The sequence below is a fragment of the Tsukamurella conjunctivitidis genome, from assembly GCF_007858475.1.
Classification (GTDB): Bacteria; Actinomycetota; Actinomycetes; order Mycobacteriales; family Mycobacteriaceae; genus Tsukamurella; species Tsukamurella conjunctivitidis.
In genome coordinates this window covers 92,197-107,077 of record NZ_VIGX01000004.1, presented here as the reverse complement: position 1 = coordinate 107,077, position 14,881 = coordinate 92,197, and the positions used below count along the sequence as shown (strand labels likewise).

Genomic DNA, 14,881 nt, shown 5'->3' with positions numbered 1-14,881 from the left:
GGCGTGCAGCGGATCAGAAGCGGCGGTAGCCGCGATCCTCGGGCCGCTCCGCAGCGGGAGCCTCCGCAGCGGGATTCTCCGCGGCGGTGTCGGCCTGGGCCGCGGGCGGCTGCGGCGTCCCCTCGTAGCGCGCCAGGCGCGCGTAGAGATCCCGCAGGGTGGACTCGACGTCGTCCAGGAACGAATCGACGTGATCCTCGTTGTAGCCGCGCTTGCCGATGGGTGGCTTACCGAAGGCGACGTTCCGCACGTCGTCGGGCGTCAGATACCTCATGCGCTCCACCGTATCGCAGATGTGGTGGAGCGAATCGCGATTCAGGCCTTGGCGCGGGGCCGCAGCTCGCGCGGCAGAGCGAAGACCAGCGTCTCGTTCGCGGTGGTGACGGACTCGACGTCGTGGAAGCCCTCGCCGTCGAGGTACTCGACGACACCCTTGACGAGGATCTCAGGGACCGAGGCGCCCGACGTGATGCCGACGGTCTCCACGCCGTCGAGCCATGCGGGGTCGATCTCGCGGGCGAAGTCGATGAGGTGCGCCGCGCGGGCGCCGGCCTGCAACGCCACCTCGACCAGGCGCACCGAGTTCGACGAGTTCCGCGAACCCACGACGATCACGAGGTCGCACTCCGGGGCCATCGCCTTGACCGCCACCTGACGGTTCTGGGTGGCGTAGCAGATGTCGTCGCTGGGCGGATCCTGCAGCTTGGGGAACTTCTCCCGCAGGCGGCGGACGGTTTCCATCGTCTCGTCGACCGACAGCGTGGTCTGCGAGAGCCAGACGAGCTTGTCCTCGTCACGGACGGTGACGTTGTCGACCGCCTCGGGGCCGTCGACCAGTTGCACGTGCTGCGGAGCCTCCCCGGCGGTGCCCTCGACCTCCTCGTGCCCCTCGTGACCGATGAGCAGGATGTCGAAATCGTCGCGAGCGAAGCGCTTGGCCTCCTGGTGCACCTTCGTGACCAGCGGGCAGGTGGCGTCGATGGTGCGCAGGCTGCGCTGAGCCGCACCCTCGTGCACCGCGGGCGAGACGCCGTGCGCGGAGAACACCAGGAGCGAGCCCTCGGGCACCTCATCCGTCTCGTCGACGAAGACCACGCCCTTGTCCTGCAGCGTCTCCACGACGTGCCGGTTGTGCACGATCTCCTTGCGCACGTACACCGGCGCCCCGTGCTTCTCGAGCGCCTTCTCGACGGTTTCCACCGCTCGATCGACGCCGGCACAGTAGCCGCGCGGCTCGGCCAACAGGACGCGCTTGCCAGAAGTCATGCCTCCAGGCTACGGCACCTGACGGTGTGCCGGTGGGCGCGATGAGGCACCCTGGACACATGAGCCGTTTACCGTTCGTGGTCCGCGTCGCCGTCGGGGCCGTCGCCCTCGCCGCCGAGAAGGGCCAGGAGATCGTCACGGGCGCCGTGAGCGCCCCGCTCACGCTGGGCAGCAAGTCCGCGCAGGCCTTCATCCACGTGCAGCAGGACCTCGCCGACCTGGCCGTCCGCGGCGACCGCGCGATCGAGACCGTGTTCCCGGCCAAGGAGGAGGAGCAGGCCGCGTGGGCGACGTTCGACGACGACGAGGACGTCGACGTGGATCTGCCCGCGCCGAAGCCCGCCTACGGCGAGGTCCGGCCCGCAGCCGCGCCTGCGCACACGCCCGGGACCGCACCGGACGAGGCCCCGGCGCCGGCGGACCCGGCGGTCGCCGAGCAGGCCCCGTCAGGTGCCGGACGGTACGCGCTGTACAGCTCGCCCGCCCCGGTGTCGACGGGGCCGGCGGCCACCGTCGACACGCCCGACGACCTGCCCACCGCCGCGCGCCGGATCGACTACCCCGAGCTCACGCTCGCGCAGCTGCGCGGGCGGCTGCCCGGCCTGACGACCCCGGAAGTGGAGTCGCTCGTCGAGTACGAGCGCGGCACCAAGGCGAGGGCGCCCTTCCTCACGATGCTCGAGAACCGCATCACGCGGTGACGGGACCGGCTTCGACCAGCGCGTCCGGCGCGGGCGGCGCGGGGGGCCCGTCGACCGCGGAGCAGCCCTGGCCGGTGCGCGTGGTCTCGATGAAGATCTCGCAGTGGATCGACCGGCTCGGCGAGGTGTGGGTCGAGGGGCAGATCACCCAGCTCAACCGCCGCGGCGGCGGCACGGCCTTCCTCACCCTGCGCGACCCGTCGGCGAACGTCTCGCTGCAGGTCACCTGCCTGCCCGCCGTGCTCGACCGCTCCGAGGTGCCGCTGAACGAGGGCACGCAGGTCATCGTGCGCGGCAAGTTCACCTACTGGGCCGGACGGGGCAGCCTCTCGCTGCGGATCACCGAGATCCGCGCGGTCGGCGTGGGCGAGCTGCTCGCCCGCATCGAACGACTCCGGCAGCTGCTGCACGCCGAAGGCCTGTTCGACGAGCGCCTCAAGCGGCCCCTGCCCTTCCTGCCGCGGACCGTCGGCCTGGTGACCGCGCGGGCCAGCGCCGCCGAGCGCGATGTGCGGTCCATCGCCGAGGGCCGCTGGCCCGACGTGCGGATCCGCGCCGAGTACGCGACCGTGCAGGGCCCGACCGCGGTCCCGCAGCTGGTGGCGGCCCTGCGTGCGCTGGATGCCGACCCCGAGGTCGATGTCATCATCATGGCCCGCGGCGGTGGCAGCGTGGAGGACCTGCTCCCCTTCTCCGACGAGACGCTGTGCCGCGCCGTGCACGCCGCCCGCACGCCCGTCGTCTCCGCGATCGGCCACGAACCCGACAACCCGCTGTGCGACTTCGCGGCCGATGTGCGGGCCGCGACGCCCACCGATGCCGCGAAGCGCGTGGTGCCGGACGTGGTGGCCGAACTCGAGCGCATCGCCGAACTGCGCCAGCGGGCGGCGAGCGCCCTGCGCGGCTGGGTCGCCCGGGAGGCGCACACCCTGGAAGCGCTGCGCTCGCGCCCCGTCTTCGCCCATCCGCTGCGGCTCGTGGACGACCGCGCCGAGCAGGTCGAGCGGCTCCTGCGCGACGTGCGGCGGGACGTGCGGCGCACCGTCGAACGCGAGTCCGACGGAGTGCGGCACCTGGCCGCGCGCCTGACCGCACTCGGGCCCGCCGCGACGATGGCCCGCGGCTACGCCGTGGTGCAGAAGGTCACGCCCGACGGCGAGAACCCCGTGGTCCGCAGCATCGAGGACCTGGCGCCCGGCTCACAGTTGCGGGTCCGTGTGCCCGACGGCGCCGCGAACGCCGCGGTGATGGGCGTGAAGAAGATCTCCGTACGAACCGAGGAAGAGCAATGAGCGACGAGTCGACACCGGTGGCCGAACTGGGCTATGAGCAGGCCCGCGACGAGCTCGCCGTGGTGGTGAAGCTGCTGGAGCAGGGCGGCATCGACTTGGACGAGTCGCTGAACCTCTGGGAGCGCGGCGAGGCCCTCGCCAAGCGCTGTGAGGAACACCTCGCGGGCGCGCGCGAGCGGATCGAGAAGGCGATCGCCGCCGAGGAGTGACTCGCACCGGCTCGGCCCGGGGCGTCCGCTACTTGCCCGGGGCCGGCGCTCCGCCGCGCGGCAGCGGCTCCTGCGACTGCACGGCGGCCGCCAGCTCCGTGAAGCGGGGGACGGTGCCACCGCCGAAGACGACGAGCACGGCACCGTCGAGCTGGAGGACCCAGGCGCTGCGGTTGTTGTCGTTCGGCCCGTAGACCTGCCACGTGCGTCCCTCGACGGGCACGGAACCCGAGGGCGTCGCCCTGGCGCCGTAGACCGACTCGACCACCACGTCGAGCGGGGCCCCGGACTGCGAGAGCTGCAGTGAGTTCTTCTCGGGTGTCACGTAATTGACGGAGAAGACCTTGCCGCCGACCACGTCGTCGTCGCGGGTGGCCGTCGCCTTCCAGCCCTCGGGCACCCCGTCGACGACGCCCGCGCCGCCCGGGATCCGCACCGGGAAGCCCAGCGTGTCGCCCGATACCTCGAAGGCGCCCTTCGGGTTGATGGACGCGACCGTCTCGTCCTTCGGATCGGCGCCGAAACCGAGCTTGAAGTTGCCCGAGGCGAACAGCACGATCAGGCACAGAGCGATCAGCGGCACCATGGTGAGCACGAGGTCGCGACGACTCTGCAGGATCCGGGGTTTCTCAGCCACGACGTCCAGTATCCCGGGAGCGCCGTCCGGCGGTGGAGGCGGGCATGCTCCGGGCCCGCGGTCCGGGCGCCGTGGCCGACCGGCCCCGTCGCCGAGCACCCGGGCATGGAAGAATCGGGCGAGGCCCGCCGCGCCCACCCGCGCGCATCGAGATCCGGAGGAATCCATGTCCGATACCCACGCTGAGAAGAACCCCATCGCACCGGACCGGAACCTCGCGATGGAGCTGGTCCGCGTGACCGAGGCGGGTGCGCTCGCCGCGGGACGCTGGGTGGGTCGCGGACAGAAGGAGTCGGGCGACGGCGCCGCTGTGGACGCGATGCGGCAGTTGGTGTCGACGGTGTCGATGAGCGGCGTGGTCGTGATCGGCGAGGGCGAGAAGGACGAGGCGCCCATGCTCTACAACGGCGAAGAGGTGGGCAACGGCTTCGGCCCGTCGACCGACGTCGCGGTGGATCCCGTGGACGGTACGACGCTGATGGCGAAGGGCATGCCCGGCTCGATCGCGGTCCTCGCGGTCGCCGAGCGCGGCGCCATGTACGACCCCTCTGCCGTCTTCTACATGAACAAGATCGCCGTGGGCCCCGAGGCCGCCGGTGTCATCGACATCCAGGCCCCGATCGCGGACAACATCGCCAAGGTCGCGAAGGCCAAGGGCATCAAGGTCACCGACGTCACGCTGACGGTGCTCGACCGCCCCCGGCACGAGCAGCTCATCGCCGACATCCGCGCGACCGGCGCGATCGTGCGCCTCATCTCCGACGGTGACGTGGCCGGCGCCATCGCCGCCGCGCGTCCCGAGGCCAAGACCGACATCCTGGTCGGCATCGGCGGCACCCCCGAGGGCATCATCGCCGCGGCCGCGCTGCGCTGCATGGGCGGCGAGCTGCAGGGCACCCTGGCGCCGACGTCGGACGAGGAGAAGCACCGGCTCGCCGACCTGGGCATCGACCCGACCGAGGTCCTCGGTACCACCGACCTCGTACGCGGTGAGCACGTCTACTTCGCCGCGACCGGTGTGACCGACGGTGATCTGCTGCGCGGCGTGAAGTACCGCGCCGACGGCGCCACCACGCAGTCGATCGTCATGCGCAGCAAGTCGGGCACCGTCCGCACCGTCGACGCGACGCACCGTCTGACCAAGCTGAAGACCTACGCGCAGATCTTCGACTGACGTGATCTTCTTCTCGGGCCCTGGGAACATTCCCGGGGCCCGAGTAGGTTTCTAAGGTATGGCTAACAGCGCTGACACCCCGGAGACCGAGTTCCGCATCGAGCACGACACCATGGGCGAGGTCCGAGTGCCCGTGGATGCGCTCTGGCGGGCGCAGACGCAGCGCGCCGTGGAGAACTTCCCCATCAGTTTCCGCCCGCTCGAGCGCGCGCAGATCCGCGCGATGGGGCTGCTGAAGGCGGCCGCCGCGCAGGTGAATCAGGACCTGGGTCTGCTGGCGCCGGAGAAGGCCGCGGCGATCATCGCGGCCGCGCAGGAGATCGCCGACGGCAAGCACGACGATCAGTTTCCGATCGACGTCTTCCAGACCGGCTCGGGCACCAGCTCCAACATGAACGCCAACGAGGTCATCGCCTCGCTCGCCGCCCGCGCCGGCGTGCAGGTGCACCCGAACGACGACGTGAACATGTCGCAGTCCTCGAACGACACCTTCCCGACCGCGACGCACGTCGCCGCAACCGAGGCCGCCGTGACCACGCTGATCCCCGCGCTGGAGCACCTGCAGGCCGCGCTGGCCGCGAAGGCTCTCGCGTGGCGGGACGTCGTGAAGTCGGGCCGCACGCACCTCATGGACGCGGTCCCCGTGACGCTGGGGCAGGAGTTCGGCGGCTACGCCCGGCAGGTCGAGGCCGGCGTCGAGCGGGTGGGGGCGACGCTCCCCCGCGTCGGCGAGGTCCCCATCGGCGGCACCGCCGTGGGCACCGGCCTCAACGCGCCGGAGCGGTTCGGCTCGCTCGTCGTCGCGGAGCTGGTCCGCCTGACCGGGGTCGACGCGATCCGGCTGGCGAAGGACAACTTCGAGGCGCAGGCGGCGCGCGACGGGCTCGTCGAGCTGTCGGGGGCGCTGCGCACCGTCGCCGTCTCGCTCACCAAGATCGCGAACGACGTGCGCTGGATGGGCTCCGGCCCGCTCACCGGGCTCGGCGAGATCGCCCTGCCGGATCTGCAGCCCGGCAGCTCGATCATGCCGGGGAAGGTGAATCCGGTGCTGCCCGAGGCGGTGACGCAGGTGGCGGCGCAGGTGATCGGCAACGACGCCGCGGTCACCTGGGGCGGCGGCAACGGCGCCTTCGAGCTCAACGTCTACATCCCGATGATGGCGCGCAACGTGCTGGAGTCGATCGCACTGCTGGCGAACGTCTCCCGCCTGTTCGCCGACCGGTGCATCGACGGGCTGGCCGCGCACGAGGACCGGCTGCGGACGCTGGCCGAGTCGTCGCCGTCGATCGTGACGCCGCTCAACTCCCTCATCGGCTACGAGGAGGCCGCCGCGGTCGCGAAGCAGGCGCTGAAGGAGGGCAAGACCATCCGGCAGACCGTGATCGATCGCGGACTGATCGGCGACAAGCTCACGCTCGAGGAGCTCGATCGCCGGCTGGACGTGCTCGCGATGGCGAACGTCGACCGGGCGCGGTGAAGGTCCGGAGGCCGCACGTGCTGCTGAGACGCCGGCGGAACGCGCGGCCGGTCAGGTGAGGCTCGCGGCGCCGATGGCGCCGTAGGGCGAGGGGGCGGGCGCGCACTCGCCGTCGGTCGCGAGGGCGGAGACGGTGACCGACCGGGCACCGTCGAGCCCGACGGCGAGGTGCTGCGGCCGGCCGTCGCGCGAGAGTGTGGCGGTGAGCCTCGTGGCGCCGTCGACGATGACGGAGACGCGCACCCGTAGGCGCTCCGGGGTGTGCGGCTGCAAGCCCAGGACGCCGGTGAGCTTGGCGAACTCGCCGCCGAGGCGATAAATGGCCGTCGACGCGGTGCCCTCGCAACCGATCCAGACGCCGGTCGCGCTGCGGTAGGTCGTGCCCGCGATCGTCGCGGTGAGGGCCTGGCCGGTGTCGCCGACGGCGCTGGACGAGGCGAGGCGGGCGTAGAGCGGGGTGCCCGTCGGTGTGGCGCTGATCGGCTCCGCCTCGACGACCGCCGACGCCCTGGCCTCCGGGCTGTGCGGGTCTGGATGCACGTTCGACGGTGTCGCCTGCCCACCACAGCCGGTGGCCGCTATCGCGACGGCACAGGCCACCGAAGTGAAACTTGTTCTCCATCTCACCGGAGGAGCGTAACCCTTTGCAGTCGCCTCGGGGCAGGAGTCAGCGACGGTCGACCAGGAGGTACGAGGCGCCGGCCGCCACCGCCGCGACGCCCAGCACCGACGGCCATGCCCCGACCTTCTTCGCCAGCGGGTGCGACGCCCCGAATCCGCCCAGGTACACCGCGGTGAGCGCGGCCGCGGTACCCGCTCCGCCCTTCGCGTACCAGCCCTGCGCCGCGGCGACGCCCGCCGCCGCGAGCACCACGCCGCCGAGCGGGCGGATGCCCGTCTCGCGCGCCACGTAGTAGCCGCCCACGAGTCCCGCTGCCGCGATCGGCGCGGTGCCGATCCGTTCGATGATGTCCGTCATGCCTCGACTCTACCCACTACCGCGCGTAGTAGACCTCGGCCGCCGGCGCTCGGAGGCGGCCAGTAGCGTGGAGACATGAGCACGCCGCGCTGGTTCACGGACACCAAGGAAGGCCACAGCGAGTGGTACGTCGAGCGGTTCCGCACCATGGCGCGCGAGGGCGCGGACCTCGCCGGTGAGGCGCGGCTCGTGGACGCGATGGTGGGCCGGAACTCGCGGATCCTCGACGCGGGCTGCGGGCCGGGCAGGATCGGCGGATACCTGCATTCCGTGGGCCACGACGTGACCGGCGTGGACGTCGATCCGGTTCTGATCGCGGCCGCGGAAGAGGATCACCCGGGCCCGCGGTGGCTCGTGCAGGACCTCGCCGAGCTGGATCTGGACGGCACCTTCGACGCCATCGTCTGCGCGGGCAACGTGCTGGTCTTCGTCGCCGAGGGCACGGAGACGACCGTGCTCGCGAACTTCCGGAAGCACCTGAAGCCTGAGGGATTCGCGATCGTCGGCTTCCACACGAACCGCGGCCTTACCCCGGATCAGCTGGACGCGCACGCCGCCGAAGCCGGGCTGCGGACCGATCTGCGCCTGGCGACGTGGGACGTCAAGCCCTGGCACGACGGTGCCGACTTCGCCGTCACCATCCTCCGCCCCGCCTGACGGCCGCGCCGCACCGAGCCCGACCAAGCGCAGGAATCAGCCGAGCGCGTCCAGATCGATGGTCACGGCGAACGGACTCGACGTCGTGACGACACCGTCGCCCCACTCTCCGACGTAGCCGCCGTCGACGAGCGCGAGGACCTCCCATCCGTCCCCCGAGGCGCGCGGATCGTCGAGCGACAGGAGGTCGCGACGATGCGCTGCAGCAGTCATGTCGCGAGAGTGAGCCGCGTGGACCGCTCACGCGAGCGCGTCATTCACAGCCAGCAGCGGAACGGGCTACCGCTCCTTCGAGCGCACCCGGATGCCGCTGAGCGGCAGGGCGACCTCGCCCGACGGGTCGGTGAAGAAGTCGTTGCCCTTGTCGTCGACGACGATGAACGCGGGGAAGTTCTCGACCTCGATCTTCCACACGGCCTCCATGCCGAGTTCGGGGTACTCGATCACTTCCTGCGACTTGATGCAGTCGAGCGCCAGGCGCGCCGCGGGGCCGCCGATGGAGCCGAGGTAGAAGCCGCCGTGCTCGTTGCACGCGGTGGTGACCTGCTTGGAGCGGTTTCCCTTGGCCAGCATGACCATCGAGCCGCCCGCGGCCTGGAACTGGTCGACGTAGCTGTCCATGCGGCCCGCGGTGGTGGGGCCGAAGGAGCCGGACGCCATCCCCTCGGGCGTCTTCGCCGGGCCCGCGTAGTACACGGGGTGGTCGCGCAGGTACTGCGGCATGGGCTGCCCGGAGTCGAGCAGGTCCTTGATCTTGGCGTGCGCGATGTCGCGCGCGACGACCAGCGGGCCCGTCAGCGAGAGCCGCGTCTTCACCGGGTACTTCGACAGCTCGGCGAGGATCTCGGGCATCGGCCGGTTCAGGTCGATCTCGACGACCGCGCCGCCCTCGATGTCCTCCGCGACGCCGGCGTCCGGCATGTACTGCGCCGGGTCGGTCTCGAGCTGCTCGAGGAAGACGCCGTCGGCGGTGATCTTGCCCAGCGCCTGGCGGTCCGCGGAGCAGGACACCGCGATCGCGACGGGCAGCGAGGCGCCGTGCCGGGGCAGGCGCACCACGCGCACGTCGTGGCAGAAGTACTTGCCGCCGAACTGCGCGCCGATCCCGAAGGACTGGGTCAGCTCGAAGACCTTCTCCTCCAGCTCCTTGTCGCGGAAGCCGTGCGCGGAGATCGAACCCGTCTCGGGGAGCTCGTCGAGGTAGTGCGCCGAGGCGTACTTCGCCGTCTTCAAAGCGAACTCGGCCGAGGTGCCGCCGATGACGATCGCCAGGTGGTACGGCGGGCAGGCCGCGGTACCCAGCGAACGGATCTTCTCGTCGAGGAACTTCAGGATGCGGTCCGGGTTGAGGATCGCCTTCGTCTCCTGGAACAGGAAGGACTTGTTGGCCGAGCCGCCGCCCTTGGCCATGAACAGGAACTTGTACTCCGGCCCCTTCGGCCCCTGCTCGGTGGCGTAGATCTCCACCTGGGCCGGCAGGTTGGTGCCGGTGTTCTTCTCCTCGTACATGGTGATCGGCGCGTTCTGCGAGTAGCGCAGGTTGAGCTTGGTGTACGCGTCGAAGACGCCGCGCGAGACCCACTCGCCGTCGTCCACGCCGGTCAGCACGCCCTCGGACTTCTTGCCCATGACGATCGCGGTGCCGGTGTCCTGGCACATCGGCAGCACGCCGCCGGCGGAGATGTTGACGTTCTTGAGCAGGTCGAGCGCCACGAAGCGGTCGTTGCCCGACGCCTCGGGGTCGTCGATGATCTTCCGCAGCTGCTTCAGGTGCGCCGGCCGCAGGTAGTGGCTGATGTCGTGCATCGCCTCCGCGGTCAGCCGCTGCAGCGCCTCGGGCGCGACCTTGAGGAACTTCTGCCCGTCGACCTCGAAGGTCTCGACGCCCTCGGTCGTGATGAGCCGGTACGGCGTCGAATCAGGACCGATGGGCAGCAGGTCGGAATAGATGAATTCGGGGCTGTTCGAAGTCACCCGTCGAGGGTATTCCCCGGCGTATCGCCGGTCCGGGTTAGGCTGCCCTACCTGCGCCGATCATGCCGACGGTGCCGTCACCGCAGCGCCGGGACGGCCAGGCCGACGGCGCCCGCGGCGCACAGCCAGGTGCGCACCAGATTCCACGTCCCCCAGATGCGCGCGTACTCGACCCACTCCACCGTGCCGGCGGTCAACCGCTGGTTGAGCGGCACGTTCACGGCGATGGTCAGCACCAGCGCGGCGATCGCGCACACGGCCCCCGCCACGCCGGCGACGGTCCGAAGGTCCGCTCCGCCCACGACGGCGAGCCAGATCGCCGCCGCGAGCGCGAGCAGCGGGGCGAGCAGGAAGATCGCCAGGAAGGGCGGCCGCTCGACGGCCTCGTTCATACGACGCATGGCGTCGGCACCGTCGGGGACGGCACGCTGCGCGGTGATCACGGTGCCGTAGGCGAAGTAGAAACCGGCCAGGACGCCGCTGAGCAGGGCTGCGGATCCGAGGAGGAGTCTCAGTGTCATGGTTCAAGGATCACGCCCGCCTGTGGTCGGATCCATGGTTGATTCCCCTGATTCCATACGCATTCGTCTAATCTGACGGCATGGACCCGCTGTTCCGGATGGTGTCCGGCCTGCGCGCGCAGGGCCTGTTCTCCCTCCGCCTGTCGATGGCGGCCCCGTGGTCGGTGGACGTCGACGACGGCGCGCCCCTCACCGTGATCGCGGTCGACCGCGGCGCGGCCCGGCTCGTCGGCGGCGCCGAGCGTATCCGCCTGGAGACGGGCGCCGTCGCCCTCGTCGCCCACGGCCCGCGCTACCGGGTGGCCGACGATCCGGAGCACGCCCCGACGGTCCGCATCGGGCCGGGCGGAACGTGCACCCCGCTCACCGAGTCGATGCGCTCGACCACGCATCGTGGCCTGCTCACCTGGGGCAACCACGACGACGGCCCCGACCAGCTGCTCGTCGGCACGTACGCCTCGGCCTCCCAGGTGGGCCGGCACCTCGTCGAGCAGCTGCCCGAGTTCACGGTGCTGCCGCCCGGCGAGGTCGACGAGGCGCTCCTGGGACTGCTGCGCCGCGAGCTCGCGGATCCGCGGCCCGGGCACAGCGTCGTCATCGACCGCCTGCTCGATGTGGTGGTGTGCGCCGCGATCCGGGCGGCGGCGCGCACCGCCGACACGGGGTGGCTGTCGGGCACCGTCGACGAGGTGGTGGCCGGCGCGCTCGACCTCATCCACGAGTCGCCCGAGCGGCCGTGGACCGTCGACGCGCTCGCCGCGGAGTTGCACGTCTCCCGCGCGAGCCTCGCGGCCCGGTTCCGCGACGGGGTCGGCGAGCCGCCCGGCCGCTACCTCACGCTGTGGCGACTGACCCTCGCCGCCGACGCCCTGACCTCGTCCGACGACGGCCTCGATGCGATCGCCCGGCGCGTCGGCTACGGCTCCGGGTTCGCGCTGAGCGCGGCCTTCACACGGCACCGCGGCGTCAGCCCGTCGCGGTACCGCGCCCGCGAGAAGGCCGCGATCAGCTGAATCCGAAGAGCGGCGGGAAGGCCAGCGCGACGACCGTTGCCCACGCGGCGTACGCGGGGAGCGTGCTCGTCTGCCAGCGCTCGACGGCGACGAAGTCCCGGCGCCCCCGCACGAAACCGAAACCGAGGTGGGCGGCGCCGACCAGGATCACCAACAGGATCAGATTCAGCCCGAGCACCGCTGCCTTGTTCGGCGAGGTGCCGAACTCGGCGGTCCGGGTGATCATCGCGATCAGCACCACCAGGTCCACGACGATCGCCGCGATCACGAGCGCCACCTGCAACCGGTCGAAGACGTCCGGCCGCCGCCGCGGGTCGCGGGCCGAGACGGCGTACAGCAGCAGCCCGACGACGAGCACGAGCACCACCGTCATCAGCACGAGCAGGTCGCGGTCCACCCCGATCAGCCCGGGTCGCGAGGCGAAGGCCCCCAGCACCACCACGAGCATCAGCAGCGTGATGGGCGTGAAGATGCGGGTCAGTACGGGCGCGATGTTCTCGATCACCTCCTGCTTGGCCTCGACGAGCCACGCGGCCACCAGTACCGCGCCGCCGATGCAGACCGGGAGCACCCACTCGGTGATCGGCACCTCCGCGTTCAGCCCGACCGCGCCGAGCGCCGAGATCGTCAGGCCGGTGATCGCGCCGCCGCCCAGGGCGATGAGCAGGAAGTAGATCACGAACTCGCCGGTGAACCGCACGAAATCCATCCGGCGCGGCGCCGAACGCCACGCCCCTCCCGTGTACGCCACCCCGACGCCGAACCAGAGCGCCACGGGCGCGGCCACGACGGCGAGGACCTCGGTCGCGCCGCCGGGGGCGAACCGGTACGCCGCGAGCAGAGCCGCCATCACCCCGAAACCGGCCAGCACCCCCGCCGCTGCGCGCACCGGCATCGCCCGCTTCCACGCGAAGTAGGCGACCAGGAAGGGCGCGACCGCGAAGCCGACGAACCGCGGCGCCGCTTCGCCCAGTAGGTGCAGCACCGCCAGCAGCGCCAGCCCCGCGCCGGCCCCCAGGGCGAGCACCACGGGCAGCTCACCGCGCCGCGCGGTCGAGTCCTCGGAGGCCCCCAGCACCAGCTGTTTCCACAGCCGGTCGGAGTGCTCACGCGCGAACTCGCGGGCCACCGCGTCGGCGGCGCCCATGCGTTTGACCGCGACGAGGAAGGACTCGTCGCCGTCGAGGCCGCGGGCCTCAAGGTCCGCGATGGTGTCGCGCAGGTGGGATTCGAGCTCGTCGACCTCGTCGATCCGCATGCGGCGCCGGCCCTCCAGATAGCCGCGCCACTGCCGGATCTGGGCGTCGACGGGGCCCGTCATGCGAGACCCGCCTGCGCGGCACCGTCGGACCAGAGACCGTCCAGGGCGGCGCTGACGACCCGCCACTGGTCCCGACGGTCCGCGAGCGCCTCCCGCCCGGCGGGCGTGATGGCGTAGTGCTTGCGCTTGCGGCCGGTCTCGGCGACCTCCCACCGCGACTGCACCTGCCCGAGCCGCTCGAGGCGGTGCAGCAGCGGGTACAGCATGCCGTCGGACCACTCGAGCCGGCCGCCGGAGAGCTCGCGGACGCGGGTGAGTATCGCGTAGCCGTAGCTGTCGCCCCGGCTGAGGATGCTCAGCACGAGCGGCGTCGCCGACGCGGCGACCAGATCCTTGTCGATGTGCATCCGACCTCCATACCTAGAACCACTAGGTAGAGGTATACCTTGCTGTGCTAGGTATGGCAACGGTGCGCGACACCGCCGGGACGCCGCGACGACCGGCATCCAGGTCCAGTAACCTGGGCAGACGTGAGCGAAGTCCCTCAGGTAGCCGCACGGCAGTCGCCGCCGACACTGCCCGCAGCGCGCCGTAGTGCTGTCGAGCCCTCCACCGGCGAAGGGGTGCCGCTCCCGGAGCGCGAGTTCTTCGTCGAGGAGTTCCGCGGGACCACGATCGTCGTCGCTCTCCCGCAGATCGACACCGCGACACTGGCGGCCGCCGGTCGCACGGTCGACGCCTTCACCGCGGGCGACACCCGGTTCGTCTTCGTCGTTCCGGCCGACCGCGTCGCGGTGACCGCCGATTCCCTCGGCGGACGAGCGGTGGACGGCCCGCCGACCTGGAACGACGACTTCGTCGCCGACCTCTGGCTCGCGGTCACCGACGCGAAGCGCGTCGTCGTCGGCGCGGACCCCGCCGCCCTCGCGCACACCGCCGGTGCCGTGTCGACGAGCGTCCGCGCGGCGAAGATGGTGCTGACCGACCAGCGCGGCGGTTGGGGCACCCCGCCGCGCAGTTACGCCGACATCGACCTGCACGGCGAGCGCCTCGCAGCCCACTTGGCCGCGCGCGGACTCGACGACTACGCGCCCGCCGCGCAGGAGGCCCTCGTCGGCGGCGCGTACAGCGTGAACCTCTGCCGCGCAGAGGACCTCGATTACGAGCTCCTCACCTTCGACGGGCGCGGCACCGTGCTCACGCACGGCCGGTACCTGCATCTGACGCCGCTCCAAGTCGACGACTTCGCCCGAGTCGAAACGCTGGTCGCCCAGGGCGTTCGGGAAGGGATCCTCAAGCCGCGCAGCCGCGCCGAGATCGCCAGGATGGCGGCCGGCGGTCTCGGCGCCCGGGTGCTCCGCACGGGCCACCTCGCCGGTGTGGTCGGACTCGAGGTGGACCGGTACGCCGGCACCGGCTACGCCGAGGTCTCGGGCCTGATCACCGTCGCCGAGTTCTCCGGGCTCGGCGCCGGAAGCCTGCTGATCGACGGATTGTTCGAGCTCGCCCGCGCCCGCGGACTGACGCACGTCTTCGCCGTGACCGTCAGCGACAGCGCCGCCGACTTCTTCGTCCGCCGGGGATTCCGGGAAGTCGGCCACACGGACGTCCCGGAGGCGAAGTGGGACGGCTACGACGCCGGGCGCCTCGACGCCGCGCGCTGCTTCCTGCGCCCCGTCACGTCCCGGCCCGAGGTCCCGGCGTCCTGAGCGGCGTCGAC

The 14,881-nt window shown here is 71.5% G+C and carries 18 protein-coding genes; 8 read left to right on the top strand and 10 right to left on the bottom strand.

Features of this window, described 5'->3' with window-relative positions; genetic code table 11:
- Positions 1–13: 13 nt before the first annotated feature.
- Both FK530_RS27280 and FK530_RS09600 read right to left on the bottom strand, forming a co-directional pair.
- Entirely contained in the window at positions 14–274 is a 261-nt protein-coding gene (locus FK530_RS27280; RefSeq protein WP_146486794.1) for a DivIVA domain-containing protein, read from the bottom strand.
- Between the two features lie 41 nt (positions 275–315).
- Positions 316–1,266, bottom strand: a complete 951-nt coding sequence (locus tag FK530_RS09600) for a 4-hydroxy-3-methylbut-2-enyl diphosphate reductase (protein ID WP_146486793.1) — start codon at positions 1,264–1,266, stop codon at positions 316–318.
- 59 nt (positions 1,267–1,325) lie between these two features.
- Between FK530_RS09600 and FK530_RS09595 the strand changes: the two genes are divergently transcribed.
- The 3 genes from FK530_RS09595 to FK530_RS09585 are packed head-to-tail and all read left to right on the top strand — an operon-like array spanning position 1,326 to position 3,468.
- Positions 1,326–1,967, top strand: coding sequence for a lipid droplet-associated protein (locus FK530_RS09595; protein ID WP_158645066.1), 642 nt, complete (start codon positions 1,326–1,328; stop codon positions 1,965–1,967).
- Entirely contained in the window at positions 1,964–3,259 is a 1,296-nt protein-coding gene (gene xseA, locus FK530_RS09590; protein ID WP_146486791.1) for an exodeoxyribonuclease VII large subunit, read from the top strand. The genes FK530_RS09595 and xseA overlap by 4 nt, the downstream gene beginning before the upstream one ends.
- On the top strand, positions 3,256–3,468 hold the full coding sequence (locus FK530_RS09585) for an exodeoxyribonuclease VII small subunit (RefSeq protein ID WP_146486790.1): 213 nt from the start codon (positions 3,256–3,258) through the stop codon (positions 3,466–3,468). Before xseA ends, FK530_RS09585 begins: the two co-directional genes overlap by 4 nt.
- A 28-nt stretch (positions 3,469–3,496) precedes the next feature.
- Here the strand turns inward: FK530_RS09585 and FK530_RS09580 are convergent, their stop codons facing one another.
- Positions 3,497–4,105: a DUF4245 domain-containing protein gene (locus tag FK530_RS09580; RefSeq protein WP_158645065.1), complete on the bottom strand. Its 609-nt coding sequence runs from the start codon at positions 4,103–4,105 to the stop codon at positions 3,497–3,499.
- Between the two features lie 166 nt (positions 4,106–4,271).
- On the opposite strand from FK530_RS09580, the gene glpX reads away from it, so the two are divergent.
- Positions 4,272–5,279, top strand: a complete 1,008-nt coding sequence (gene glpX / locus FK530_RS09575) for a class II fructose-bisphosphatase (protein WP_146486788.1) — start codon at positions 4,272–4,274, stop codon at positions 5,277–5,279.
- Between the two features lie 58 nt (positions 5,280–5,337).
- Positions 5,338–6,756, top strand: coding sequence for a class II fumarate hydratase (locus tag FK530_RS09570; protein WP_146486787.1), 1,419 nt, complete (start codon positions 5,338–5,340; stop codon positions 6,754–6,756).
- A gap of 51 nt (positions 6,757–6,807) precedes the next feature.
- Here the strand turns inward: FK530_RS09570 and FK530_RS09565 are convergent, their stop codons facing one another.
- A complete protein-coding gene (locus FK530_RS09565) occupies positions 6,808–7,383 on the bottom strand; it encodes an NPCBM/NEW2 domain-containing protein (RefSeq protein WP_146486786.1) in 576 nt (191 codons plus the stop codon).
- Between the two features lie 40 nt (positions 7,384–7,423).
- Positions 7,424–7,735: a hypothetical protein gene (locus FK530_RS09560; protein WP_146486785.1), complete on the bottom strand. Its 312-nt coding sequence runs from the start codon at positions 7,733–7,735 to the stop codon at positions 7,424–7,426.
- Positions 7,736–7,810: 75 nt separating this feature from the next.
- On the opposite strand from FK530_RS09560, the gene FK530_RS09555 reads away from it, so the two are divergent.
- Entirely contained in the window at positions 7,811–8,392 is a 582-nt protein-coding gene (locus FK530_RS09555) for a class I SAM-dependent DNA methyltransferase (RefSeq protein ID WP_146486784.1), read from the top strand.
- A gap of 36 nt (positions 8,393–8,428) precedes the next feature.
- Here the strand turns inward: FK530_RS09555 and FK530_RS25830 are convergent, their stop codons facing one another.
- From FK530_RS25830 to FK530_RS09545, 3 genes are all read right to left on the bottom strand, one after another.
- The gene (locus FK530_RS25830; protein ID WP_158645064.1) at positions 8,429–8,605 is read right to left on the bottom strand and encodes a hypothetical protein; all 177 of its coding nucleotides are present in this window, start codon (positions 8,603–8,605) and stop codon (positions 8,429–8,431) included.
- Positions 8,606–8,671: 66 nt separating this feature from the next.
- Complete coding sequence (locus FK530_RS09550) at positions 8,672–10,366, bottom strand: fumarate hydratase (protein WP_146486783.1); 1,695 nt, start codon at positions 10,364–10,366, stop codon at positions 8,672–8,674.
- Positions 10,367–10,443: 77 nt separating this feature from the next.
- Positions 10,444–10,887 (bottom strand): anthrone oxygenase family protein, encoded by a 444-nt coding sequence (locus FK530_RS09545; protein WP_146486782.1) that lies wholly within the window; start codon positions 10,885–10,887, stop codon positions 10,444–10,446.
- An 80-nt stretch (positions 10,888–10,967) separates the two neighbouring features.
- Here FK530_RS09545 and FK530_RS09540 point away from each other — a divergent pair, with 80 nt between their 5' ends.
- Complete coding sequence (locus FK530_RS09540) at positions 10,968–11,900, top strand: AraC family transcriptional regulator (protein WP_231706569.1); 933 nt, start codon at positions 10,968–10,970, stop codon at positions 11,898–11,900.
- Here FK530_RS09540 and FK530_RS09535 read toward each other — a convergent pair.
- Positions 11,893–13,221: a permease prefix domain 1-containing protein gene (locus tag FK530_RS09535; protein ID WP_146486781.1), complete on the bottom strand. Its 1,329-nt coding sequence runs from the start codon at positions 13,219–13,221 to the stop codon at positions 11,893–11,895. The two genes, FK530_RS09540 and FK530_RS09535, sit on opposite strands and share 8 nt — an antisense overlap.
- The gene (locus tag FK530_RS09530; RefSeq protein WP_146486780.1) at positions 13,218–13,568 is read right to left on the bottom strand and encodes a PadR family transcriptional regulator; all 351 of its coding nucleotides are present in this window, start codon (positions 13,566–13,568) and stop codon (positions 13,218–13,220) included. Before FK530_RS09530 ends, FK530_RS09535 begins: the two co-directional genes overlap by 4 nt.
- A gap of 123 nt (positions 13,569–13,691) precedes the next feature.
- Between FK530_RS09530 and FK530_RS09525 the strand changes: the two genes are divergently transcribed.
- On the top strand, positions 13,692–14,870 hold the full coding sequence (locus tag FK530_RS09525) for a GNAT family N-acetyltransferase (protein WP_231706568.1): 1,179 nt from the start codon (positions 13,692–13,694) through the stop codon (positions 14,868–14,870).
- The last annotated feature ends 11 nt before the right edge of the window (positions 14,871–14,881 follow it).

What these genes read in the sequence shown, in the direction of transcription:
- FK530_RS09595 (WP_158645066.1), top strand. Translation starts at nt 1,326, where the DNA reads ATGAGCCGTTTACCGTTCGTGGTCCGCGTCGCCGTCGGGGCCGTCGCC.
- FK530_RS09585 (WP_146486790.1), top strand. Translation starts at nt 3,256, where the DNA reads ATGAGCGACGAGTCGACACCGGTGGCCGAACTGGGCTATGAGCAGGCC.
- FK530_RS09560 (WP_146486785.1), bottom strand. Translation starts at nt 7,735, where the DNA reads ATGACGGACATCATCGAACGGATCGGCACCGCGCCGATCGCGGCAGCG.
- FK530_RS09570 (WP_146486787.1), top strand. Translation starts at nt 5,338, where the DNA reads ATGGCTAACAGCGCTGACACCCCGGAGACCGAGTTCCGCATCGAGCAC.
- glpX (WP_146486788.1), top strand. Translation starts at nt 4,272, where the DNA reads ATGTCCGATACCCACGCTGAGAAGAACCCCATCGCACCGGACCGGAAC.
- FK530_RS09555 (WP_146486784.1), top strand. Translation starts at nt 7,811, where the DNA reads ATGAGCACGCCGCGCTGGTTCACGGACACCAAGGAAGGCCACAGCGAG.
- FK530_RS27280 (WP_146486794.1), bottom strand. Translation starts at nt 274, where the DNA reads ATGAGGTATCTGACGCCCGACGACGTGCGGAACGTCGCCTTCGGTAAG.
- FK530_RS25830 (WP_158645064.1), bottom strand. Translation starts at nt 8,605, where the DNA reads ATGACTGCTGCAGCGCATCGTCGCGACCTCCTGTCGCTCGACGATCCG.
- FK530_RS09600 (WP_146486793.1), bottom strand. Translation starts at nt 1,266, where the DNA reads ATGACTTCTGGCAAGCGCGTCCTGTTGGCCGAGCCGCGCGGCTACTGT.
- FK530_RS09530 (WP_146486780.1), bottom strand. Translation starts at nt 13,568, where the DNA reads ATGCACATCGACAAGGATCTGGTCGCCGCGTCGGCGACGCCGCTCGTG.
- FK530_RS09535 (WP_146486781.1), bottom strand. Translation starts at nt 13,221, where the DNA reads ATGACGGGCCCCGTCGACGCCCAGATCCGGCAGTGGCGCGGCTATCTG.
- FK530_RS09545 (WP_146486782.1), bottom strand. Translation starts at nt 10,887, where the DNA reads ATGACACTGAGACTCCTCCTCGGATCCGCAGCCCTGCTCAGCGGCGTC.
- FK530_RS09540 (WP_231706569.1), top strand. Translation starts at nt 10,968, where the DNA reads ATGGACCCGCTGTTCCGGATGGTGTCCGGCCTGCGCGCGCAGGGCCTG.